Origin of the sequence: Streptomyces sp. NWU339 (assembly GCF_003143855.1) — a bacterium.
Lineage (GTDB): Bacteria > Actinomycetota > Actinomycetes > Streptomycetales > Streptomycetaceae > Streptomyces.
This window is the reverse complement of record NZ_QFRK01000034.1, coordinates 37,597-59,245: the sequence shown is the minus strand read 5'-3', so window position 1 is coordinate 59,245 and position 21,649 is coordinate 37,597. Positions and strand designations below refer to the sequence as shown.

General features: G+C 71.4%; 20 protein-coding genes and 2 pseudogenes. 10 read left to right on the top strand and 12 right to left on the bottom strand.

Annotated features, from left to right (window positions below):
- Positions 1-14 precede the first annotated feature (14 nt).
- Positions 15-290: a hypothetical protein gene (locus DIZ27_RS47550; RefSeq protein WP_258308608.1), complete on the top strand. Its 276-nt coding sequence runs from the start codon at positions 15-17 to the stop codon at positions 288-290.
- A 280-nt stretch (positions 291-570) separates the two neighbouring features.
- Entirely contained in the window at positions 571-1,029 is a 459-nt protein-coding gene (locus DIZ27_RS30665; RefSeq protein ID WP_109381685.1) for a DoxX family protein, read from the top strand.
- A 229-nt stretch (positions 1,030-1,258) separates the two neighbouring features.
- On the opposite strand, the pseudogene DIZ27_RS47545 reads toward DIZ27_RS30665, so the two are convergent.
- Positions 1,259-1,684: pseudogene (locus DIZ27_RS47545) on the bottom strand (inorganic diphosphatase); the annotation flags it as partial.
- A 159-nt stretch (positions 1,685-1,843) separates the two neighbouring features.
- Here DIZ27_RS47545 and sufC point away from each other — a divergent pair.
- Positions 1,844-2,608, top strand: coding sequence for a Fe-S cluster assembly ATPase SufC (gene sufC, locus DIZ27_RS30655; RefSeq protein ID WP_109381684.1), 765 nt, complete (start codon positions 1,844-1,846; stop codon positions 2,606-2,608).
- A gap of 82 nt (positions 2,609-2,690) precedes the next feature.
- Here the strand turns inward: sufC and DIZ27_RS30650 are convergent, their stop codons facing one another.
- Positions 2,691-2,888: a hypothetical protein gene (locus tag DIZ27_RS30650; protein ID WP_109381683.1), complete on the bottom strand. Its 198-nt coding sequence runs from the start codon at positions 2,886-2,888 to the stop codon at positions 2,691-2,693.
- A 617-nt stretch (positions 2,889-3,505) separates the two neighbouring features.
- On the opposite strand from DIZ27_RS30650, the pseudogene DIZ27_RS48855 reads away from it, so the two are divergent.
- Both DIZ27_RS48855 and DIZ27_RS30640 read left to right on the top strand, forming a co-directional pair.
- Positions 3,506-3,673, top strand: a pseudogene (locus DIZ27_RS48855) (pirin family protein); the annotation flags it as partial.
- Positions 3,674-4,437: 764 nt separating this feature from the next.
- Positions 4,438-6,588, top strand: a complete 2,151-nt coding sequence (locus DIZ27_RS30640; protein ID WP_109381682.1) for a hypothetical protein — start codon at positions 4,438-4,440, stop codon at positions 6,586-6,588.
- A gap of 152 nt (positions 6,589-6,740) precedes the next feature.
- Here the strand turns inward: DIZ27_RS30640 and DIZ27_RS45985 are convergent, their stop codons facing one another.
- Together DIZ27_RS45985 and DIZ27_RS30635 are read right to left on the bottom strand one after the other, a co-directional pair.
- Positions 6,741-6,884 carry a hypothetical protein gene (locus tag DIZ27_RS45985; RefSeq protein ID WP_181383756.1) on the bottom strand — a complete coding sequence of 48 codons (144 nt, stop codon included), beginning with the start codon at positions 6,882-6,884 and terminating at the stop codon, positions 6,741-6,743.
- A gap of 417 nt (positions 6,885-7,301) precedes the next feature.
- Complete coding sequence (locus DIZ27_RS30635; protein ID WP_109381681.1) at positions 7,302-8,114, bottom strand: class I SAM-dependent methyltransferase; 813 nt, start codon at positions 8,112-8,114, stop codon at positions 7,302-7,304.
- A gap of 474 nt (positions 8,115-8,588) precedes the next feature.
- On the opposite strand from DIZ27_RS30635, the gene DIZ27_RS48510 reads away from it, so the two are divergent.
- Both DIZ27_RS48510 and DIZ27_RS30615 read left to right on the top strand, forming a co-directional pair.
- Positions 8,589-9,092, top strand: a complete 504-nt coding sequence (locus tag DIZ27_RS48510; RefSeq protein WP_309074925.1) for a transposase family protein — start codon at positions 8,589-8,591, stop codon at positions 9,090-9,092.
- A 173-nt stretch (positions 9,093-9,265) separates the two neighbouring features.
- Positions 9,266-10,468: a S8 family peptidase gene (locus DIZ27_RS30615; protein WP_109381680.1), complete on the top strand. Its 1,203-nt coding sequence runs from the start codon at positions 9,266-9,268 to the stop codon at positions 10,466-10,468.
- 103 nt (positions 10,469-10,571) lie between these two features.
- On the opposite strand, the gene DIZ27_RS30610 is transcribed toward DIZ27_RS30615, so the two are convergent.
- Together DIZ27_RS30610 and DIZ27_RS30605 are read right to left on the bottom strand one after the other, a co-directional pair.
- Positions 10,572-11,213, bottom strand: coding sequence for a response regulator transcription factor (locus DIZ27_RS30610; protein ID WP_109381679.1), 642 nt, complete (start codon positions 11,211-11,213; stop codon positions 10,572-10,574).
- A complete protein-coding gene (locus tag DIZ27_RS30605; protein ID WP_109381678.1) occupies positions 11,201-13,183 on the bottom strand; it encodes a histidine kinase in 1,983 nt (660 codons plus the stop codon). The genes DIZ27_RS30610 and DIZ27_RS30605 overlap by 13 nt, the downstream gene beginning before the upstream one ends.
- A gap of 162 nt (positions 13,184-13,345) precedes the next feature.
- On the opposite strand from DIZ27_RS30605, the gene DIZ27_RS30600 reads away from it, so the two are divergent.
- Positions 13,346-13,708 carry a hypothetical protein gene (locus tag DIZ27_RS30600; protein WP_109381677.1) on the top strand — a complete coding sequence of 121 codons (363 nt, stop codon included), beginning with the start codon at positions 13,346-13,348 and terminating at the stop codon, positions 13,706-13,708.
- A gap of 409 nt (positions 13,709-14,117) precedes the next feature.
- Here the strand turns inward: DIZ27_RS30600 and DIZ27_RS30595 are convergent, their stop codons facing one another.
- Positions 14,118-15,944 (bottom strand): glycoside hydrolase family 3 protein, encoded by a 1,827-nt coding sequence (locus tag DIZ27_RS30595; protein WP_109381676.1) that lies wholly within the window; start codon positions 15,942-15,944, stop codon positions 14,118-14,120.
- A 416-nt stretch (positions 15,945-16,360) separates the two neighbouring features.
- Here DIZ27_RS30595 and DIZ27_RS30590 point away from each other — a divergent pair, with 416 nt between their 5' ends.
- Complete coding sequence (locus DIZ27_RS30590) at positions 16,361-16,561, top strand: hypothetical protein (RefSeq protein WP_146229016.1); 201 nt, start codon at positions 16,361-16,363, stop codon at positions 16,559-16,561.
- A 385-nt stretch (positions 16,562-16,946) separates the two neighbouring features.
- On the opposite strand, the gene DIZ27_RS45980 is transcribed toward DIZ27_RS30590, so the two are convergent.
- Positions 16,947-17,153, bottom strand: coding sequence for a hypothetical protein (locus tag DIZ27_RS45980; RefSeq protein WP_181383762.1), 207 nt, complete (start codon positions 17,151-17,153; stop codon positions 16,947-16,949).
- Between the two features lie 198 nt (positions 17,154-17,351).
- On the opposite strand from DIZ27_RS45980, the gene DIZ27_RS30580 reads away from it, so the two are divergent.
- Positions 17,352-17,570 carry an EF-hand domain-containing protein gene (locus DIZ27_RS30580; protein ID WP_109381673.1) on the top strand — a complete coding sequence of 73 codons (219 nt, stop codon included), beginning with the start codon at positions 17,352-17,354 and terminating at the stop codon, positions 17,568-17,570.
- 717 nt (positions 17,571-18,287) lie between these two features.
- On the opposite strand, the gene DIZ27_RS30570 is transcribed toward DIZ27_RS30580, so the two are convergent.
- The 4 genes from DIZ27_RS30570 to DIZ27_RS30555 all read right to left on the bottom strand — a co-directional run bounded on the left by DIZ27_RS30570 (position 18,288) and on the right by DIZ27_RS30555 (position 21,532).
- On the bottom strand, positions 18,288-18,956 hold the full coding sequence (locus tag DIZ27_RS30570) for an urease accessory protein UreF (RefSeq protein ID WP_109381727.1): 669 nt from the start codon (positions 18,954-18,956) through the stop codon (positions 18,288-18,290).
- Positions 18,957-19,048: 92 nt separating this feature from the next.
- Positions 19,049-20,755 (bottom strand): urease subunit alpha, encoded by a 1,707-nt coding sequence (locus DIZ27_RS30565; RefSeq protein ID WP_109381672.1) that lies wholly within the window; start codon positions 20,753-20,755, stop codon positions 19,049-19,051.
- Positions 20,748-21,233, bottom strand: a complete 486-nt coding sequence (locus DIZ27_RS48505; RefSeq protein WP_309074923.1) for an urease subunit beta — start codon at positions 21,231-21,233, stop codon at positions 20,748-20,750. The genes DIZ27_RS30565 and DIZ27_RS48505 overlap by 8 nt, the downstream gene beginning before the upstream one ends.
- Positions 21,230-21,532 carry an urease subunit gamma gene (locus DIZ27_RS30555; protein ID WP_109381725.1) on the bottom strand — a complete coding sequence of 101 codons (303 nt, stop codon included), beginning with the start codon at positions 21,530-21,532 and terminating at the stop codon, positions 21,230-21,232. The genes DIZ27_RS48505 and DIZ27_RS30555 overlap by 4 nt, the downstream gene beginning before the upstream one ends.
- Positions 21,533-21,649 lie beyond the last annotated feature (117 nt).

Sequence of the window (21,649 nt, the reverse complement as noted above, 5' to 3'; positions counted from 1 at the left end):
TGGTCTACCCGAGGGTGACCAACGCGTTAGCCATGCTGCGCCTGCCACCGATGAGCGACCGGGACAAGGACGTGGAGATTCTGGCGCTGCGCCATCAGATCACGGTGCTCGAACGGCGGCCGGGCCGGAGCGGGCCACGGTTCGATGCGAGCGATCGGGCGTTCCTGGCGGCGTTGCCGCACCCGCTGACTGGAGCACGCGCGCGTGGCGGAGCGCCCGGCGCCGGGGACGGCCGCGGGCGGCCGGCTGTCCGGCTGAGGGCGGTGGCGGAGACCGAACCGAGCGGGTGACGCGGACACGCTTGGCGACTCGGCTCGCGCGAAGCCACACCTGGCCGCAGAATGTGACTCTGGGTGTGCATGCGATTGCACTCTTGAATGTGAGGGCGGGGTCGAGCCGTACTCACCCGCGACGGCAAGCGGTTGACCCTTCATTCCCGCGTTACCCCCAAGTCAAATGTTGCATTTGCAAGCATAAATTGGGTGCACCTGATGCGGGGTTTCGACTCGGTCCTCGTCCCCGGCCCGGTCCCTTTCGGACCGGACCGGTCTACCGAAGGAGACCTCCCACATGTCCGGACGCCTCAACAGCGCCCAGCCGTACGCCCTCGGCCTCTTCCGCATCGCCGTCGGCCTGCTCTTCGCCTGCCACGGCGCCGCCGCACTGTTCGGTGTGCTCGGCGGCGCGGGCGGCAGCGGCGGCACCGCCGAGCCCGGGGCCTGGCCCCACTGGTACGCGGCCGTGATCGAGTTCGTCGGCGGCGGCCTGGTCCTGCTCGGCCTGGGCACCCGGGCCGCCGCGTTCATATCGTCGGGCGCCATGGCCTACGCCTACTTCAGCGTGCACCAGCCCGAAGCCCTGTGGCCGCTCCAGAACAGCGGCGAGGGCGCGGCCATGTACTGCTGGGCCATGTTCCTGCTGGTGTTCACCGGCTCCGGTGCCTTCGGCCTGGACCGGCTGTTCACCCGCCGCCACGGCCCGCGGACCGCGGACCAGCGCACGGCCGAACAGACCCCGGTCGCCGCCTGACGTTCCCCAGGCCCACCCCGCGGTGCCCTCTCCCGGTCCTCACCCCCGGGGGAGGGCACCGTCGCGTCCGAGCGGGTGCAACGCGCGAGAGGGAGTGCGACTCTCCTGCTGCCGGGCTGGAGACAGCACCGAGAGCCGGGGCGCGGGCACAGAGCTGAACCCCCTCTTCCAGGGGGCAGCTGCCCGGGGCGAGCAGCCCCGCAAGCCTCGGGAAGCCGTTACTGAGCCGCTGACCCGCCCAGTGCGATCCTTGGCGCTCTTGCCGGGCGCGAGGTCCTATGGGCCTCGAAGAAGTAGGTGATCTCCAACTCGTCGAAGGCGGGAACGTCCCTTGTGTCCTGGACGTGGGCGTAGCGTGGGTCGTGGGCGGGCGTGCAGAGGGTCTTCTCGTCCGGGCCGCGCTCGTCCTTCATGCAGAACATGCCGACAGCCCGGCATTCGATCAGACATCCGGGAAACGTCGGCTCGCCGACCATGACAAGTGCGTCGAGCGGGTCCCGGCGCGTTCGAGTGTTCCCTCGATGGAGCCGTGGTCGGCCGGGTACTTGGTCGAGGTGAACAGCATGCGGTCCAGCCGGATGCGGTGCAGTTCGTGGTCCCTCTCGCATGCGTTGCGGGATCCCTCGTGGATCTCCACGATCACGTCGAGTTGCACTGCCTCCTCCTGGCCACGCCATGGGACCGGGAGCCGTCAGCGGCATACTGCCGCGGTTTGCGGTGAGCCCCGTCACCGGCACGCTCCGCGTGCATGTCCATGGTGCCCCGCTGATCGGCCGTGTCCCGTTTCCACGAGGAAGAAGAGGGGTGAGAAGGCATGGCAACGCTGGTCATCGACCACCTGCACTGCCAGGTCCTGACCGATCACGGTCCGAGGGAGATCCTCCGCGGTGTCGACCTGACCGTGCGGCAGGGCGAGACGCACGCCCTCATGGGGCCCAACGGCTCCGGCAAGACCACCCTCGCCTACGCTCTCGCCGGGCATCCCAAATACCAGGTCACCTCCGGCGCAGCTTTCCTGGACGGAGAGGACCTGCTCGCCATGAAGGTCGACGAGCGGGCGCGGGCCGGCCTGTTCCTCGCCATGCAGTACCCGGTCGAGGTCCCCGGCGTCTCCATGTCCAACTTCCTGCGGTCGGCCACCACCGCCGTGCACGGTGAGGCCCCGCGACTGCGCACCTGGCTGAAGGAGGTCCAGGCGGCGATGGAGCGGCTGCAGATCGACCCGTCCTTCGCCGAGCGGAACGTGAACGAGGGCTTCTCCGGGGGCGAGAAGAAGCGCCACGAGATCCTTCAGCTGGAACTCTTGAAGCCGAAGATCGCCATTCTGGACGAAACCGATTCCGGTCTGGACATCGACGCGCTACGCATCGTCTCCGAGGGCGTCAACCGCGTCCGCGCCACCGGCGCGGTCGCCACCCTGCTGATCACCCACTACACGCGCATTCTGCGCTACGTCCACCCCGATCACGTACACGTCTTCGCGGACGGCCGGATCGTCGACTCCGGCGGCCCGGAACTGGCCGAGCGGCTGGAGGAGGAGGGGTACGAGGCGTACGTGAAGAGCGCCGCAAGCCAATGAGCCGGCTGCGGGGCGGCCTGTTGGATGCCAAAAGTCCGTACATGCGTTGAGCTGGGCGCTTGCCAGAGCGTCATGATCTTCGTCAGGGTGTGTCGCGGTACTCGTGGACGAGTCCGCTGAGGACGTCGTGGCGCTGGATCCGCTGGGCCGGGAGTGGGATGACGTCCGGGTCGTCGGCTGGTGCGCGAAGCCGCAGGGCCCGGTGCGGCCTTCCGGAGTTGTCATGCTCGGTGTACTCGGCGAGGACACGCCGTGCGTGTTGCTCGTTGTGGGGCAGCATCTGGTCGGTGCACTCGGCCGCACGCTGCGGATGAACCTCTCGGCATGGGTGTTCATCGCCACCGCCGAGGGGTCGTGCACGCGGGCTCCCCCTGCAGCGATGACTTTACGAGCCCCACAGGGGTCCGTCCCGACGTCTGGTTTCGAAGGTGTTCATCCGTCGGCTGCCCAGCAGCGGCAGCAGAGGGATTGGCAGCAGGGAGTCCAGAAGCGCCACCGACGCCGGCCCGGCCCCGCTGCCCGGCCTTCCACTCACGGGCGTACTCCTCGAACCGCATCGCCCCGTACCTGGCGACCCGTTCCACCCCGGCCTGACCGCGCGGCGCGGCTTTCCTCGCGTTGTAGACCTCCGTCAAAAGCGCGACGCCCGCTCTTGGTTTGCGAACCCGGACTTCCTCCACCTGCCTCCCCACCGCAGACCGGTAACGGACCTTGTACAGGTGCGGACACCTCGACCACTGCGACCGCGGATGCTCACACTGCCTGAAGAACGGCCCCATCCCACGAACCAGGGCAGCGGAACTCACGGTTGCTGACTCCTCCGGGACCGATGCTGACAGTTTGCTGACCGTCGGCGGTCCGGAACGCCGCTGACCTGCACTGATGTGCGCAGGGTTCGTTATGTCCTGGAACTGGATCGGCCGGACCCAGGAGGAGATCGAACAGGCCCGCCGGGACTGGATGGAAGGCGCCCGCTTCGGTGAGGTGAAGGGCTACGACGGGGACCCGCTGTCGGCCCCCGAGTTCCCGCCGGTGCCGCTGAAACCACGAGGGCGAGTACGCTGACCTGCCGGAATGCGGGGGAGTCAGTGACTGGCGGGTGGGAGACTGCCGGTCACCGGCTCTCGCTTTCCGGTCGCTTGCGAGACGGCGGCCGAGCAGATTGCACGCTTGAGGCGGAGTGGCGGACGATTCCACGATGTGGCCGTCTACGGGCAGCTGCGGCAGGACTCTTGCTGACCCAAGGCCGACTTCCCTGACGCCTCGTCAAGATTGGTCGAGATGCTCTTCTCGTAGCTCCGTCGTCTGTGACGGGCTTTGCAGCTTCGGTGCCGGCCGGAGGAGTGCTGACCCGGCGGGCGGTTGAGTCGCCCGCCGACGTGCGAACGCAGGGCTCGTCATGTCTCGTTGTGGGAAGTCGACAAGCACTGAGTGCCGCGTCCCGGAAGGCGAGGGCAGCCCCTCGATGGGGGCCGGCAGCTCCCGCGCCGCGTACTCGGGACACGGGGTCAAAGCGCCGGGCGCTCGTCGCCGATCACGCCGAGCAGCTGCGTCACCGCCTGGACGGCGGGAGTGAGATCGGGCAGGGACGGGGTGTCGGAGGTGTCCATGTGCGGTGCTGACTGTCCGCCCGACGCGAACTCATCGCCACCACGCGAATCCCGCCCCGCCCCCACCCCGCCCCTGCCGGTTCCGGGCTCCGACCGGTCTCGCCGCCGCTCCGTCCGGTGTGCCGGGGAGCGGGCCACACAGACGTATCACTCGCCCGATCGGGCTAACCCCGGGCCCGGAAGGATCACCGGGGCCGCCCGCACTCATACGCTCCACGAGTGACTCGTACGAACGCCTTGAACACCGGCCGCGACGACTTCCTCAGCTGGGCGATGGGGAAGAGAGGCGTCGCACTGCCGGAGCGCCTCACGGACGCTGTGCTGACGATGCTCGCGCTGCGCGGAGCGGACCGCAGGGCGGGCGTGCCGGAGCCGACCCCCGGCCTGCTGCGGCAGGTGCTGCACGAGGACCTGCCGCAGCTGCTGTGCGCCGGCGACGACGAGCTGGACGCCCTGCCCGACGTCCTCAGCACCCTCGCCGACCGGGTCCGGACAGCGGGCCGGCTCAACGCCAAGCGCCACGCGCGCCTGCTCGCCGCCGTCGAGGACGCCGTGCCCGGCTTCCGCCGCGCCATGGCGGACCCGGCGAATCTGACCTGGCACCGCTGGTACGCGTCGCTGCTGACCGCCGACGGTGTCGACCCGGACGACCCCGCTGCCGTGGGGGCCTGGCTCGACGCCCACGAGAACACACCGCACGCCGACCGGCCGGCCCTGCCCGAGCCGCTGCACCGTTCCGACCTCGCGGAACGGACGTTCGCCGTGCGGATCCGTCTCGGCGAGGCGCTGCTCGCCGCGTTCGCCCGCGACATCCGCGAGGCATCACCGGCGGGTCCGTTGCTGCCCACACCGCCGCTGGACGACCGACACCCCGACGACGCGCTCAGCGGCGAACTGGAGCGCATCGCCGATGCGTTGACCGACCGGTGGACCGCGGCGGGGCTCGCGGAGGCGTTCGCCGCCCGGCACGCCGCACTCGCCCCCGCCCCGGAGGCGATGCCGCACGTCGAGCTCGCCGACCGCATGCTCGACGAACACCTCGACTACTACGGCGACTCGTCCGTCCCGCTGCCGCCCCCGCCGGCGGTCCCGTCGCCCGACGAGATCCGGGACCTGTTGCACGCCGCCCCGCTCCCCGCGGCGCTCGCGGCCGGGACCTTCGACGACGAGCTGCGCGACGTCGCGGAACGCTGCGGCCTGCCCGGCCCCGCCACCGTCGTGTGGGCCGACGGCACCCCGCAGGAGCTGCTCGAGCTGGCCGCCGACGTCCTGGCCGCCCAGGCCGAACGGCTGCCGCCGGTCACCGGCCCGCAGGAGGCGTACTCGTTCGACGCAGCGCACCTCCTCTACTCGCTGTACGAACGCGGCAGCACCCCCGACTCGGTCGCCCGCAAGATCGCCGACGCGAAGTCCGACGGCCTGCCGCCCGAACTGGAGGACGCTCCGACGCCCGTGTCGCGCAACGCCCCCGACGCCTACGAGCTCCCGTCGCCCGAGGAGCTGTCCCAACTCCTCGGGATGCCCGCCGTCACGGACGCCGACCGCGCCGAACTCGACGCCCCCGCACACGGACTGGCGTCGCTCGTGGACCAACTGGCCGCCACCGGCTGCGTATTCCGTACCGGCGACACCTACGGACTCACCCCGCTCGGCGCCGCCGTCATGCGCCACGTGCTCACCGCCGGCCATGTGGCCGCCCCCGACCAGGAAACCGTGGCGGAGTGGAACGCGGCCGAGACCGTGGCCGCCACCCGCCACTGGCCCACCCGGATCGCCGCCGCCACGCTTGCCGCGTGGGCCGCGCACCGCGGTGGCACGGACGAGGCATGGGGCGAACTGCTCGGCGCCGTCTCCGCGGCCAAGGCCGACGAGGCCGATGCCGCCCGCACGTCCGAGTACTTCGCCCGCCTCGATGTCGCCGCGATTCCCGACACGGTGCTGCGCGCCGCGCTCACCGACCCGGTGACCGGGGCCGCCGCCCGCGGGCTGCTGCTGGCCCGGGGAGAGTCCGTCCCCGAGGACACGGTCCCCCTCACCGCCCGCGCCACGGTGCTCGTCGAGGAGCTGGACCAGCGCTGGATCGACGACATGCTCGGCCATGTGAAGCGCCGGTACGACGCGGACGAGACGGGCACCCCGGCCGCGGCCGACATCCCGCCGACGACCCTGCTCCCCGCCTTCGACACGGCGGCCGCCGCCTGGCCCGGCGGCGCCGCAGCCCTCGTCGGCGCCCTGGCCGAGGCGGACCCGGGCACGTCGCTGCGCATCCTGGACACCCTGCACGCCCACCACCCGGACCGCACGGTGGCAGACGCGGCGGCCCACGCGAAGAAGACGGCGCAGCGGGCATCGTCCGGGCGCCGCCGCTGACATGCCCCGGCCTCGGCCGACAGCCTGCAGGCGCCCACCCTGCCGCGTACCGACACCCGGGTCCGGCAGGCCCTCACCTGTTCAAGAACCCGGCCGTGCGTCGGCATCCCCTGGCACAGCGCGTCCGGCCCGGTGCTGCCCCACGGCGCCGGTCAGACGGCTGGTCCCTCGCTGTCGAGCTGGACGCCGGGGTGACCGTTCTCGACGACGTATGTCGCTCGGGTGGAGACCGGTGCACCGGGCATGGTGACATAGGGGACGACCCGGAAGTCGGTCGTCCACAGGTCCGACGTCACCGTGGCCCGGATGCAGCCGCGGCGGTAGTGGGCGAGCTTGATGTGCGGGTTCGCGAGGAGTGAGTCGCGGCTGTAGGCATCCTGGTCGGCGCCGTCGCCAGGCGCTCACACCCTCAACAACGTGACAGCGTCTTCGAACGTGTTCCTCGGTGGTTTCTTCAGTCGTTGGCAGCGGCGGTCGCGGCGTGGGGGCAGGAGGTCGTTGAGGAGTTCCTGGACGACTTCGAGTCGGGCGGCGCCCAGGGCTTACGGGTTCGCTGCGGTCTGTCCGGCGGTGATGAGCCGGGCGCGCCGCACCGTTGCAGTGAGGAGATCCGGTCGGGATCGATCTTGCTCTGTCAGGCTGCGTGGACCCCCGGTCGCCATCACGGGTGAGGGCGGTACGTACGACCGACCTCTCCCGTCCCAGGCGGATCTTCAGGGCCTGGTGGCGATGACCGCCTCGGTGTGGATCACCTCGTCGAACCGGCCGGACGGGGCGAAGGCGAGCAGCGCCGCGCGCAGGTCCTGCTCGAAGGCGTCCTTCTTCTCGCCGAGCCGGGCGGGGCTGGAGTAGGAGAGGCTGAAGACCCAGCCGAGGACCTCGTCCACGGTGCGGGTCAGGGGGTGGCCCCAGTGCGCGGTGTCGACCCGGGAGAACGGGGAGCGGGCGAGGACGTCCTGGTGGCGTTCCTCGGGGTGGGAGCAGGCGCCGGAGCCGGCGCGGCGCTCGGGGCCGAGGTGGCGGGCGCGGACCTCGTCGACGACCTGCCGCCAGGGGGCGGGTTCGAGGTCGCCGGGGGCGCCGCGGGAGGCGAGGACGATCGCTCCGCCCGGTTCGATGATCCGGTCGAGGTCCCGGGCGACCCGGTCGCGGTCCATCCAGTGGTACGCCGCGCCCATGACGGTGAGCAGCACGGGCCCGATGTCCATCCTCGGCAGCGTGGTGGAGTCGCCCTCGCGCCAGGTGATGTTGGTGATGCCGTGCTCGGCGGCCAGGCGGCGGCCCTCTTCGAGCATGCCCTTCTGGGGGTCGACGGCGATGACCTCGCCGACGAGCGGGGCGAGTTCGAGGGCGATGGTGCCGGGGCCGGCGCCGAGATCGAGGGCGCGCCGGGTGCCGTCCAGGCCGAAGCGCTCGGCGAGCAGGGTGTAGAACTCGGGCGCGTAGCGGGGCCGGAAGGCGGCGTAGTACGGCACGGTGGACGCGAACGGCTCTCCGGGCGGGTGCGAGGGGGTGGGGGAGGCCACGGGTCCAGTCTCTCGCGGTGGTGCGGTCGGGGTCGGGTGATCGGTCAACGCGCCGGGGCGCCGGTCAGGTGCTGCCACCAGTCGGTGAGGGGGCGGGCACCGGAGCCCTCGTGGGCGAGGGAGCCGTCGGGGTGGCGGTCGCCGGCGCCGAGGAGCTGCCGCTCGACGGCGTCGAGCTCCGACCGGTCGAGGAGGGCGAGGTCGGGGTCGTCGACCGCGTTGAGCCACCGGTAGCCGTACCGCAGGCGCTGTCACGTTGTTGGGCGGGTCGGTGTCTGACGGTGTGCCGGGGGGCGTGGTGGGCTTGCGGTCCGGTCCTGTGTTCAGGCCGTGGTGGGCCGGCCGGGGCCGGTGATCTGGTCCCAGATGGTGAAGCGGACGGCCATCTCGGCTCGGCGGTCGGGGCGGTCATCCGATGGCGGCGGGCCCGGAAGTGGGGTGAGATGCCGCTGAAGACGGTCAGAAACCGCTGAGGTGTCTGGGCACGGCAGTGTGGCGGTCGGAGCGGAGGCCGCGACGAAAGCAGCGAAGCTCCGGTTGAAGACGGATGACCTCGCCGAGTCGCCGTCCGCAACCGGAGCTTCGGTGTGTCGTCGGTCTGCCACCGTCTGCTTGATCAAGTCGCCCTCGCGTCAGCACCGTGCACTGCCGTCGCCGGCCGAGCGGCCGGCAGTGCTGTCCGATCCACGCCGACGGCGGGGGGCGCGTCACCCGTTCGTGGCGGTGCTGCTGGTCGCCGCGTGTGCAGTGACTTCGGGGGCCAGGTCCTGGACCGCGATCGGCCAGTGGGCACGGTCGGCCCCGCAGAAGGTCCTGGTCCGGCTCGGCGCCCGCACCGCCGGGGCCCTCGCTGTGCGTGTCGCGCCGTCGCTGTCCACGATCCGCCAGGTGGTCGCTGCGAGGGAAAAGTCCGCGTCGCGACGATCCGTCCCGGTGACGGCGGCACCGGCGGCGAGGAAGGCCTCACCCACTTCATGAATGTGACATTTACATGTCAAGTCTTCAACTCCCTTGATTATAAACACCAGTTACCACACTCTTTACTCGGCCCTGGGCGGAACGCAGCGCTCAGGGCCGTGTGCGCGACCCCGCGCGCACCCCCACATCGCGCGCCACACCCAGGCGCGCTTGCCTGAGGAGGACCCCCTCACATGGCACAACCGCGTAGCAGGAAGATCCGCTTCGCCGCCCTCACCGGTGTTGCGACCGCCGCCCTTTTGGGCGGACTCACCGCGCTTCCCGCCCAGGCCGCCCCGGCCGAAGGGAAAGTGCTCGCCGCCGACTCCCCCACGGCAATCAAGGACAGCTACATCATCACGCTCAAGAAGACCGCGGACTTCAAGTCCGCGTCGAGCAAGGGCAAGGGCCTGATCACCAAGTACGGCGGCACGGTGAAGAAGACGTTCGGCAGCGCGCTGAACGGCTACACGGCGGACCTCTCGGCGACCGAGGCCAGGAGACTCGCGGCCGACCCGGCGATCGCCACGGTGGAACAGAACCAGAAGGTCCACCTCGACGCCACGCAGACCAATGCCCCCTGGGGCCTGGACCGCATCGACCAGGCGGCACGCCCGCTCTCCGGCACGTACACCTACCCGGACTCGGCGGGCAGCGGCGTGACCGCGTACGTCATCGACACCGGGGTGCGCATCACGCACTCGCAGCTCAGCGGGCGGGCCTCGTACGGCTACGACGCCGTCAGCGGCGGCACGCCGTCGGACGGCAACGGCCACGGTACCCACGTCGCCACCACCATCGCGGGCTCCACCTACGGCGTCGCCAAGAAGGCCAGGATCGTGGCAGTCCGCGTGCTCAACGCCAGCGGCTCGGGCACCACGGCCGGCGTCATAGCGGGCGTCGACTGGGTCACCAGGAACCACTCCGGCCCCTCGGTCGCCAACATGTCGCTGGGCGGCGGCGCCTCCGCCTCCCTGGACGCGGCCGTGCGCAACTCGATCGCCAGCGGTGTCACCTACGCGGTCGCCGCGGGCAACGAGAACGCCAACGCGTCCTCCTCCTCACCCGCCCGGGTCACCGAGGCGATCACGGTCGGCGCCACCACCAGTACGGACGCCAGGGCCAGCTACTCCAACTACGGCTCGGTCCTCGACCTCTTCGCCCCCGGCTCCTCGATCACGGCGGGCTGGCACACCAGCGACACCGCGACCAACACCATCTCGGGCACGTCGATGGCGACACCGCACGTCGCGGGCGCGGCCGCGGTCTACCTCGCGGGCCACACCACGGCCACCCCGGCACAGGTTTCCGCGGCCCTGGTGAACGGCGCCACTTCGGGCGTGGTCACCAGCCCGGGCTCCGGTTCGCCGAACAAGCTTCTGCGTCTCGTCCCGTGACATCCCGTCAGGTGTGAACGCCGTTTCCCGGAGGCCGCCGTGCCTTCGGGAAACGGCACTTGCCCGGCCGACGGGCGGACTCCGTCCGCTCGCCGGCCGGGCGTCAGGCCCGGTTGAGGTAGAGGAGCACGGCCAGTACGCGGCGGTGGTCCTCCGCGGAGTTGGCCAGGCCGAGCTTGGTGAGGATCGAGCTGACGTGGGTCTCGACCGTGCGGTGGGTGAGCCACAGTCGGCGGGCGATGCCGACGTTGGTGCGGCCCTCCGCCATCAGCGCCAGCACCTCGCGCTCGCGGGCGGGCAGGGAGGCCAGCGGATCGGCGGCCCGGTGCGCCCCGATCAGACGCGACACCACCTCCGGGTCGAGGGCGGAACCTCCGGCCGCCACCCGGCGCAGCGAGTCCAGGAAGTCGTCGACGTCGAACACCCGGTCCTTGAGCAGGTAGCCGAACCGCCCCCGGGACACCAGGTCGACGGAGTGCCGGGTCTCGACGTGCTGGGAGAGCAGGACGATCCCGAGCTCCGGATGGGCGTCGCGGATCCGCCGGGCCGCCCGGACGCCGTCGTCGGTGAGATCGGGCGGCATCCGGATGTCGATGACCGCCAGATCGGGGCGTGTGGCCATGACCGCGGAGACCAGCTCCGGGGCGTTGTGTGCCTTGGCCACGACCTCGTACCCCGCGTCGGCCAGCAGGCGGGCCAGACCTTCCCGGAACAGCGCCGAGTCCTCGCCGATCACCACGCGCACGGCAGCACCGCCTCCACCAGGGTGCCGCCACCCGCCGGGCTGGACAGCCGCAGCGTGCCCCCGGCCGCCTCGACCCGGTCCGCGAGCCCGGCCAGCCCGGCGCCGGGGCGCATCGCCGCGCCGCCCGGCCCCTCGTCGCCCACCCGCACCGTGACCCGGTCACCGACCCGGCTGACCCGGACGTCGATCGGGACCGGGCCGGCGTGCTTGACCGCGTTGGTCATCGCCTCGCTCGCCACGTAGTAGGCGGTCATCGCCACGTCGTCGGGCAATGCGTCGGCGCAGACCTCCAGCGCCACCGGCACCGGTGCCTGGCCGGCCAGCATGGCCAGCGCGTTGCCGAGCCCGTCGTCCAGGCTGCTCGGCCGCAGGCCATGTGCGATCTGCCGCAACTCGGCCACGGCCGCAGCCAGTTCGGCAACCGACCGGTCGAGCAGGTCGTCGACGTCGACCGTGCCGTCGTCCAGGTGGCGCTGTGCCAGGCGGATCGCCATGCCCAGGGAGACCAGGCGCTGCTGTGCCCCGTCGTGCAGGTCGCGTTCGAGCCGCCGCCGTTCCTCGTACCCGGCGCGCAGCAGCCTGCCGCGGCCGGCCTCGGCCTCGGCCAGCGCCCGGCTGACCTCGATGCGCAGCCGGACCACCTCGACCAACAGCGCGCAGGCGGACGCCACTTCGCGCAGCAGTTCCCGGCTGCCGGTCGTGCCCCGCACGATCGCCCCGATGTCGTGCCCGCCGAGCCGGACCGGCGCCACGTGCGCCTGCCCCGGGTCCAGCGCCGCGCCCGCCGCGTCGACCAGCCCGGACGCGCTGGGAAGCCGGTAGCCGACCCGGAGCAGCGGATCGCGCAGCGCCTCGCGCAGCGCCTGCTCCAGCTGCTCCGGCCGGGCCTGTCCGGCGTGCATACGGCCGCGCAGCCCCTGAACGGTCGTCAGCGCGGCCTGCCGCGCGGGGTAGAACCGCCCGTCGACCCACCGCTGGAGCCGGGTGCGCAGCGGGGACAGCGCGGCGGCGCAGACGGCGGTGGCCGCGGCGGCCGCGACCGGTGAGGACCGTCCGGCGCCGAGGCCGGCCACGAACGAGGCGGCCGTGTAGAAGCCCAGCAGGATCGTGGTCACCAGGCCGTAGGTGACGGCGGTGCTGATCGCCCGGTCGATGTCGTAGAGGTCGTGCCGCAGGATCGCGATCGTGGTCGCGGCCGGAATCGCCAGGGCCGCCGCCGCCAGGCCGACGACCGCCAACTCCGGCCCGCCGAGGAACAGGTAGCCGGCCCAGCACAGCAGCAGCGTCAACGGCAGGAAGGCGGCACCGAGCGCGAACCACTTGAGCTGCGCCCGCCTCACCTCGTCGGCCGCCCGCCGGTAGCGGACGAACACCGCCGCCGCGGACGCGATCAGCAGCCCGAGGAAGACCGGCAGCAGAGCGAACGCCACCGCGCGCAGCACCGGGAGGCAGGGCTCGGGCACCCGCACAGGGTGCGGCATCGCCTCGAACGGCGGCCGGAACGGTGCGGGGTCCAGCGCCGCGATCAGCATGAACAGCGGCGGCACGGCCAGCAGTCCGGCCGCCGCCCACCGCCGGCGCCGGCCCGGCAGCCTCCCGTCGGGGAAGACCAGCATGAGCAGCGCGGCAGGGACGTACAGGAACATCCAGTCGCCCTGCGACAGGGCCGCGTACCACTGTGCGAACGCCAGGTCCGTCCGCCGCGCGAGGAGCAACCCGCACAGCTCGCCGACCGTGAGCCACACCGCCGTAGCGCCGACCAGCACCAGCAGCAGCCCGACCACGCTGTCCGGACGGCGCACCGCCGCCACCACGCCCAGCACGACGGAGGGCAGCGCGAACGCCACACCGACCGCGAACGCCGCGGTGGCGCCCCCGTCACCGCCGAGCACCGCCAGGATCACTCCGGCGGCTGCCAGCACGCTCGTCAGGACCGCGGCGACGACAGCGAACAGACCCCGAGTTGCCACGCGCCCAGGGTAGGGCGGCGGTCACCGGGAGTGAATACGTGGCAGCACGGAGAACGGTCCCGGGCCCGCCCCGATCCGCGGACCCGACCCGCGAACCCAGACTGCGGACACGGCACCGGTGCTTCCGGCACCGGTACTTCGTCCCGCACTCAGGAGGACCACGTGAACCGCACCCGCCTTCTTGTCACCGGACTGGTTCTGTCCGGCCTGCTCGGCCTCATCGACGTGATCTCGCTGCCGTTCGGCGACGGTGAGCACCCTCCGGTCGCGGTGGCCGTCGTGGGTGCCGTACTCGGGCTGATCACCCTGGTCGGCGCCGTTCTGGCCTGGCGGGGCAGCCGCGCCGGCGCGGTGGCCGTGATCGTCACCCGCCTGCTGTCGGGGCTCAGCGCCGTCCCGGCGTTCTTCGTCGACGACGTGCCCGGCGCGCTGGTCGGCGCGGTCGCGTTCGCCCTCCTCGTCACCCTCGCCGGCGTCGCGCTGGTCGCCTCGGCACTGCGGACCCGCGCCGTGACGGAGGGGTGACCATGACCTCCACCACGGCGGACACCGCCCCGGCACGGCGGACACCGCCCCGGCACGGCGGACACCGCCCCGGCACGCCGGGCACGCCGGGAGCGCCGACCCGCCGCCCCGTCCGCGACCTGCGCGGCTTCTGGCGGGTGACGGCGGCGGCCCTCGCCCCGCTTGCCCGCGCTCGCGCCGGCGACGTACATGATCGTCCTGCCGTTCCGGCCGGACGCCCGGATCGGCACGGCGATCGCCGGCAGCGCGGCCCACCTCGGCGCCGCCCGGGCCGCGCTCTGGCTGTCGCTGGTGTTCACACTGCGTCGACCGCCGGCCGGGGATGGTGCGTTGCCGGCATCGGGCCGGCCGCCCCGGTGCTCCCCCTTCAGGGGGTACCGGGGCGGCAAGCTGTGTGGGGACGCGGACGTCAGTCGTCGTACGACAGGCCGTGCCCGGAGCGGAAGAGGACCTTGGTCGGGTCGTCGGCCCGTTGGACGGGCACGGGCAGCTTGCCGCGCGGCTCGACCCGGCCGGCGATCACCCGGGCGGCGGCGCGCAGTTCGACCTCGGTCCAGCAGTAGGAGACCAGTGAGGCCGGGACGTCGCCGAGGTGGGCGATGTCGTAGGGGTTGCGCACCGCGAGGTGGACGACGGGGACGCCCGTCGCGAGCAGCCGGGACACCAGGGTGCGCTGGGCGCTGGTGGCGCTGACGTTGTCGGTGGTGACCACCACCGCGTCCCGCCCCTGTGCGGCGGCCACGGCCTCGTCGATCTTCGCCGCCTCGGGCGCCCGGCCGGTGGCGAGGTGGGTGGTGCTGTAGCCCAGTTCGTCGAACGCCTTGGCCAGCTCGGGCACCGTGGTGCGGGTGTCGTCGGTCGGGAAGGCCGGGCTGGCGCCGACCACGAGCAGCTTCTTCTGCCTGCGGCGCAGCGGGAGCGCCTCGTCCTCGTTGACCAGCAGGGTGGTGGTGCGCTCGGCGATCCGGGCGGCGGCGAGCCGGTGCTTGCGGGCGCCGACGACCCGGTCGACCTCCTTCGGGGAGATGTAGGGGCTGCCGCTGAGCAGGCCGACCTTGTCCTTGACCCGCAGGATGCGCAGCACCGACTCGTCGAGTCGGTCCTCGGTGATCTCTCCGCTGCGGACGGCGGCCAGGACGCCGTTGTAGGCGACGTCGATGTCCGGCGGGAACAGCAGTTGGTCGGCGCCGGCCTTGAGGGCGAGGACGGGCACGCGGTCGTCGCCGTACTTGGTGCGCACGCCGCGCATGTTGAGGGCGTCGGTGACGATCACGCCGTCGAAGCCGAGTTCGTCGCGCAGTACGCCCTGGAGGATCGTGGGTGACAGGGTGGCCGGTTCGTTGCTGGGGTCGAGCGCGGGGACCTGGAGGTGCGCGGTCATGATCGAGTCGACGCCGGCGGCGATCGCGGCCTTGAAGGGCGGGGCGTCGATGCGGTCCCACTCCTCGCGGGTGTGGGCGATCACGGGCAGTCCGGTGTGACTGTCCTCCCCGGTGTCCCCGTGGCCGGGGAAGTGCTTGGCGCAGGCCACGACGCCGACCTGCTGATAACCCGTCACCTGGGCCGCCACCATGCGACCGACCTCGCGGGCGTCGGCGCCGAAGGAGCGGACGTTGATGATGGGGTTGGCCGGATTGACGTTGACGTCGGCGACCGGGGCGAAGTTCTGATGGATGCCCAGGGCGGCGAGTTCGGTGCCCGATATCCGTCCGGCGGTGCGCGCGTCGGAGAGCGAGCGGCCCGCGCCGAGCGCCATCGCGCCCGGCAGCTGGGTGGCGCCGCTGCCGATGCGGACGTTGGCCCCGTGCTCCTGGTCGATGGAGATAAGGGACGGGATGGGGGTGGGCAGGGCGAGCGAGACCCGTTGCACACCGTTCGTCAAGTCCGCTATCTGGCGGGGGCCTTGGATGTTGTTCGCCCAGCCGGAGAAGTAGATGACACCACCGATGTGGTACTTGGCGATGAGCTCGGCCACGGTGCGGACGCCGAGTTCCCTGAGGTTGCGGTCCTGGTCGAACTGGCTGGGAGAAGTCGCCGACGTGCCGTAGAAGTACGGCACGAACAGCTGGCCGATCTTCGCCTCGATGCTCATCTGGGAGATGATCTTCTTGAGGCGGTTGTCGCGCTGGTGCGCGACCGCGGGGGTGGCCGTCACGCCCACGACGCCCGTTGCGCTCGCAGCGACCACGGTCGCGGAGGCGAGAACGGTTCGTCTGGACAGACTCCGGTCCTGCATGCGGACATGCTCCTTCCAGCCTTGCCCATCAAGGGAGTTGAGGGAAACGTGAAGGACTCCGAACAGCGGGAAACGTAGCCCGCAGATCACGGGCGGGGCAAGAGGTCTAGACAAAATAGGTCTAGACGAAATGAGGGCTCTCCTGCCGTATGTGTGGGTCAGGCTGTCGTGAGTTGGCGGCCGGTGAGGGCGGGGCCGACGCCGCGCACTGCCGCACCGCCATGAGGGAGCGGACGGAGTTCCGCGTCAGCCCCGGCCGAGGACGCAGAACTCGTTGCCCGCCGGCATCACCCCATCCCCGGCCGTCCTTGACGGCGGGAAACGGAGCCCTGGCGCCCAGGGCCCGAGAGGCCTACCTTCCGGCACGTCCCGCACACCGGAAGACGGGCACTGTTCGGGAGAACGGGGTGTCCGGCATGGACGACGCGGGCGTCTTCCTCGGCCTGGACGAAAAGAGGCGCCACGAACGCCGCGCTGATCGCGCATGCCGCCCGCTCGACCGGGCGCTGAAGCTGCGCAAGCAGGGCACCACACCCGCCCAGGAGAAAGCCCGCCGTGCACGCGAAGAGCAAGACCGGCTCGCGGCACGCGCCGCCAGGGACCGCATCCGGGCCTGACCCGCCGCACGTTACCGCCCCGGAGTCGCCCGCCGGCTCCGGCCGGACGGCTGCACCCCGGACGTGCTCAACCGCGTCATCAACGGCACAAGCGCCGACCGACTGCTGCGCGAGGGACACCCCGTCCACCTCGTCATCAACGACCTCCGCGAAGCCGGCGACTGAGGGCTGCTGGAGCGGCCGCATCCGCAAGGCCCGCCGCACGTGTCGCCTGCGTACGAGGTGAACAGGGCGGCCGCGGCCGCCTCGGGCCGAGTGTCGTGGTGCAGTGGTTGTCGGGAGCCCCCCAGCCGGACGGCCTGTGAGAGTGAAGTCGCCGTTCTGGACCGGCCCGTTGAAGAACAGCAGACTTCCCGCGTCGTGCCCCCTTCCTGCGTTGGTGTTGTCAGAGCTCAGCCGACGGCACCGAGGTGTCGATCGTCTCGAACCGTTCGCCTGCCGGCTGGTGGCGGTGGACGCCCCGCGTTCGGTGTCTTGGCTGGGCGGGCTTCGTCGCCCACCGGAACGTCCCCTCGCACGGCTCGCCCGCGTCCGGGCCGGGCAGCACGGTGACCGGGACGACGATCCGCTCGGCGACGTTCACGAGCAGCACGGGCATCCGGGCCGCGGCCGACCGGGATGCTCGGTCGGAACGCCCTGAACGGTGGTCGCTCCGGTCGGGGCGTGGCCTTCGCCACGATGTACGCGGCCCACGGACGGGCGCCCGGGCGGGCCGGGGCAGCGCCCGCGTTGCTCCCGGACGGACGGATAGTGTGGGCCCGTCAGCGAAGATCGCAGAAAGACGGAGCACATGGCGGACATCGTGGAGACGGCGGCGCGGAAGGTCTTCGAGCGCTACGACGTGGACGGGGACGGCCTGGTCACCGCAGACGAGTACCGGAAGGTCGTGGCGGAGCTGGAGGGCTCCGAAATCACCGGGCCGGAGGCCCAGGAACTGATCGATCTGCTCGACACCAACGGCGACGGCCAGATGTCCTTCGAGGAGTTCTGGGCGGCCATGAACCGTTGACACCACGGGCCCGGCACGCGAGCGTGCCGGGCCCGGCCGTGCCGCCCCGAGTACCGTCGGGTGCCTCGACCGATCCTCGTCCGGTTCACCGGTTCATGATCACGAGCCGTGCGCCGTGAATCCCCGGGCCCAGGGCACGCGTACGCGTGCAGGGCTCCCGAGCCGTTGATCTCTGGTCCGGGAATGACCGTCACGAGCAGCGGCCGGTGGCGAGGCGGGAAGTCCTTCACCGCTGTGCCGCTTGAAAAGTCGTCGTCGCAGATGGCAGCGGTGACGGTTCGTCGGCCGGGAGCATGTCCGGATGATCGTGTCCCCGTTGTACAGGGTGACCCGGAGGTTGCCCTCCCCGCCGTCGTTGCTGCTCCGCGGGGATGCCGCGAAAGACGCCGAGCTTCTCGTCCTGCGCCACCAGAGCGCGGTGCTGCGCCGGCAGCAGGCCGGCCCGGTCCGCCACGGGCAAGTCGATACATTGCGAGAGGACCGCGGCGTCAAACGGTGCACTGGCGGAGCGTGGTCCGCTCAGACCCCCACCCGCGAGGGTCCTGCGAGCGCCTCCGACTCTCCTGTGAGAAAGGTTTCCAGCGCCGTGAGTGATGCGTCCAGGCGCTGCCGCAGCGTGACGTAGTCGTCGGCGAGCGCGCTGACCACCAAGACGTGTTCGCCCGTCACCAGGGTCGCTGCGTCGGTTTCCGGGCGGGGGTGGGGCGGCTGTGCTGTTCACGAGGCAAAGAGACGCACCTCCCAGGTGGCGTGGCATTCGGCGGAGATTTCCTGTGGTGGTCCTGCCATGGAGGGCAGGTCCTCGGGCGGCGCGGTCGCGGTGCGGGTGGCGCGGTCGGCGACCTCGGCGATCTGCGGTGCGAGTGCGGTGACGGCCGCGTGGACAGCGAACGGGTCGAGGCCGAGCAGCCGGACCGCCGCGGTCGCCGGCCCGAGTACTGCCTCGTGGGCGGTGGCGAGCGCGGCGGCGTGCGGCCTGAGCCCGGCCACCATCGCCGTCATTCCCAGGGCGATGGGCTGGTACGGGCCGCCCGCCGGCAGCGCTTCCTGTTCATTCAGGTGCGGGTGGGGCCAGACGGTCCGGCTCACGCGGAGCAGCTGGCGTCCCAGCCGGCGTGAGACGGCGCGCAGTACCGGTGAGGGAGTCCGCGCCCCGAGTTCCTGGTCCAGTCGTACAAGGGCCGGGTGGGGTGGGTGGTTGGTGTCGGCGAGCGTGGCGCATGCCGCGGCTGCGAACGCGGCGGACACCAGCCCCGTCGTTGCCAGGCGCCCTCGCAGAAAGTCGGTGAGTGTGGTGACGTCCTTGACGCCGTACAGCGCTGCTGCCGCTTCCAGGCCGCCGGAGTGTGCGTGGCCGCCTGAAGGGAAACGGCCGTCGGCGAGCATCAGCAAGGTGACCAGCGCGGTGGGGTCGGTGTCTGCGGCAGTCGCTGGACCGGGGTGGCCGCGGGGCGCGGGGGAGGAGAGTGTGCCGCGCATCAGAACAGGAAGTAGCGCTGTGCCATCGGCACCTCGTCGGCGGGTTCGTGCTCGATGAGTTCCCCGTCCACGCGGACACTGTAGGTGTCGGCGTCCACGTCGATTCTCGGGGTCGCGGTGTTCTCGGGCAGGTCCTGTTTGCCCCGTCCGCGGACGTTGTCCACCGGGACTAGTTTCCTGCGGATGTCGAGTCGGTCGGCCAGGCCGTCCTCGATCGCCGCGGGTGACACGAAGGCGACAGCACCGGCCGCCGCCGGGGTGCGGACGTTGTATCCCATCCGGGTCAGCACCGGCTGGGGGGTGGGGATGGAAACGTTCGGGTCGCCGAGTGCGGCACAGGCTGCCATGCCCGCTTTGAAGACCACTGTGGGACGTACGCCGAACAGCGCGGGCTGCCACAGCACCAGGTCCGCCATCTTGCCCGGCTCGACCGAACCGATCTCGCCGTCGAGCCCGTGCGCCACTGCCGGGCAGATCGTGTACTTGGCCACGTACCGCCGGGCGCGGTGGTTGTCCGCGTGCCCGTCACCGGGCAGTGAGCCACGCAACCTCTTCAGCTGGTGCGCTGTCTGCCAGGTGCGGGTCACCACCTCACCGACGCGTCCCATGGCCTGGGCGTCCGACGACATGATGGACAGAGCGCCCATGTCGTGCAGGACGTCCTCGGCGGCGATGGTCGTCAGCCGCAGCCGGCTCTCGGCGAACGCGAGATCGTTGGGGATCTTCGGGTTCAGGTGGTGCGCGACCATGACCATGTCGAGTGCTTCCGCCACCGTGTTCCGGGTGAACGGGCGAGTCGGGTTGGTCGAGGCCGGCATCACGTGGGGCTCCCCGGCGATGCGGATGATGTCCGGCGCGTGACCTCCGCCCGCCCCCTCCGTGTGGAAAGAGTGGAAGGTGCGCCCGGCCACTGCGGCGAGCAGGTCCTCGACGAAACCCGCTTCGTTGAGGGTGTCGCTGTGGATGGCCACCTGGACTCCGGCCTGGTCGGCGACCGTCAGCGCGGTGTCGACCGCGGCAGGCGTCGAACCCCAGTCCTCGTGGATCTTGAAGCCGCCGGCGCCGCCGCGCAGTTGTTCCCACAGCGCATCGGAGGAGACCGTGCTGCCCCGGCCGAGGAACAGCACGTTCACCGGCCACGGTTCGCACGCCTGGAGCATGCGCTCCAGCCACCAGGCGCCGGGGGTCGCGAGAGTCGCCTTCGACCCCTCGGTCGGCCCTGTGCCACCGCCGACGAACGTCGTCGTACCCGCGGCGAGTGCCACCTCGAACATGTCCAGGTCGACGAAGTGGACGTGCGTGTCGATGGTTCCGGCGGTGAGGATCATGCCGTTGCCGACCGTGATCTCCGTGGACGGGCCGATGACCAGGTCCGGGTGGACCCCGTCCATCGTGCCGGGGTTGCCGGCCTTGCCGAGCGCGACGACACGCCCGTCGCGGATGCCGACGTCGGCCTTGACCACTCCCCAGTGGTCGAGCACGACAGCTCCGGTGATGACCATGTCCGGTGTGCCCTCGGCGCGGGTCGCGCCGGACTGCCCCATGGACTCCCGGGGCGACTTGCCACCGCCGAAGACCGCTTCGTCGCCGCCTCCGCAGCGGTCCTCCTCGACCTCGATGAAGAGGTCGGTGTCGGCGAGCCGGATACGGTCGCCGGTGGTCGGCCCGAATGATGCGGCGTACTCCCGCCGGCTGATGTCAGCCATCCAGCGCACCCCCGCACAAGCCCCTGAGGCCGCGCACGATGCGGCGGCCGCCGATGGGAATCAGTTCGACCTCTTCCACGGCTCCCGGTTCGAATCGCACCGAGCCGCCGGACATGATGTTCAGCCGCCGGCCCCAGGCCGCTTCCCGGTCGAACTCCAGAGCGGCGTTGGCCTCGGCGAAGTGGAAGTGCGAACCGACCTGCACGGGGCGGTCAGCGGTATTGGCCACGCGGAGCGTGGTGACCGGCTTCCCGGTGTTGATCCGCACCGGTTCGTCGACGTACAGCACCTCGCCGGGGATCATCGGCTCGTCGATGTCCGGCTGGTCGCCCACATAGTGCCGGCGCTCGGCCTGCCGCGAGCCGGTGCCGGGCCGACGGGGAGGGTTGGAGCCGGAGGCGCCGCTCGAGGGGTGCTGCACCGAGCCGCGTCTCGTCGGTCCGCCCGGGTCGTCGCTGGGGTGTTCGCTGCGGTTCACGAGATCGGCCCCGTCACAGTGATCAGTTTCGTACCGTCCGGGAACGTCGCCTCGACCTGCACTTGGCTGAGCATGTCCGGCACGCCGTCCATGACCTCCTCGCGGCGGAGGAGGCCACGTCCGCGCTCCATCAGATCCTCCACCGACCGACCGTCGCGCGCCCCTTCCAGAAGGTATGAGGTGATCACAGCGGTGGCCTCCGGCAGATTCAGGCGAAGCCCGCGGGCCTTGCGCTCCTCCGCGAGTTTCGACGCGGTGTAAATCATCAGGCGCTCGCGCTCGTACAGGGTCAGCAGTATGAGCGACTCCTCGTCAAAATCATCCCAAAAATGATCGAACTTGGAGCGATTTACTAACGAGGTCAGGCATCGGGAGACAGGCGCGCTCGGGGACCGGCCTGTTCGGCGCAGCTTCGT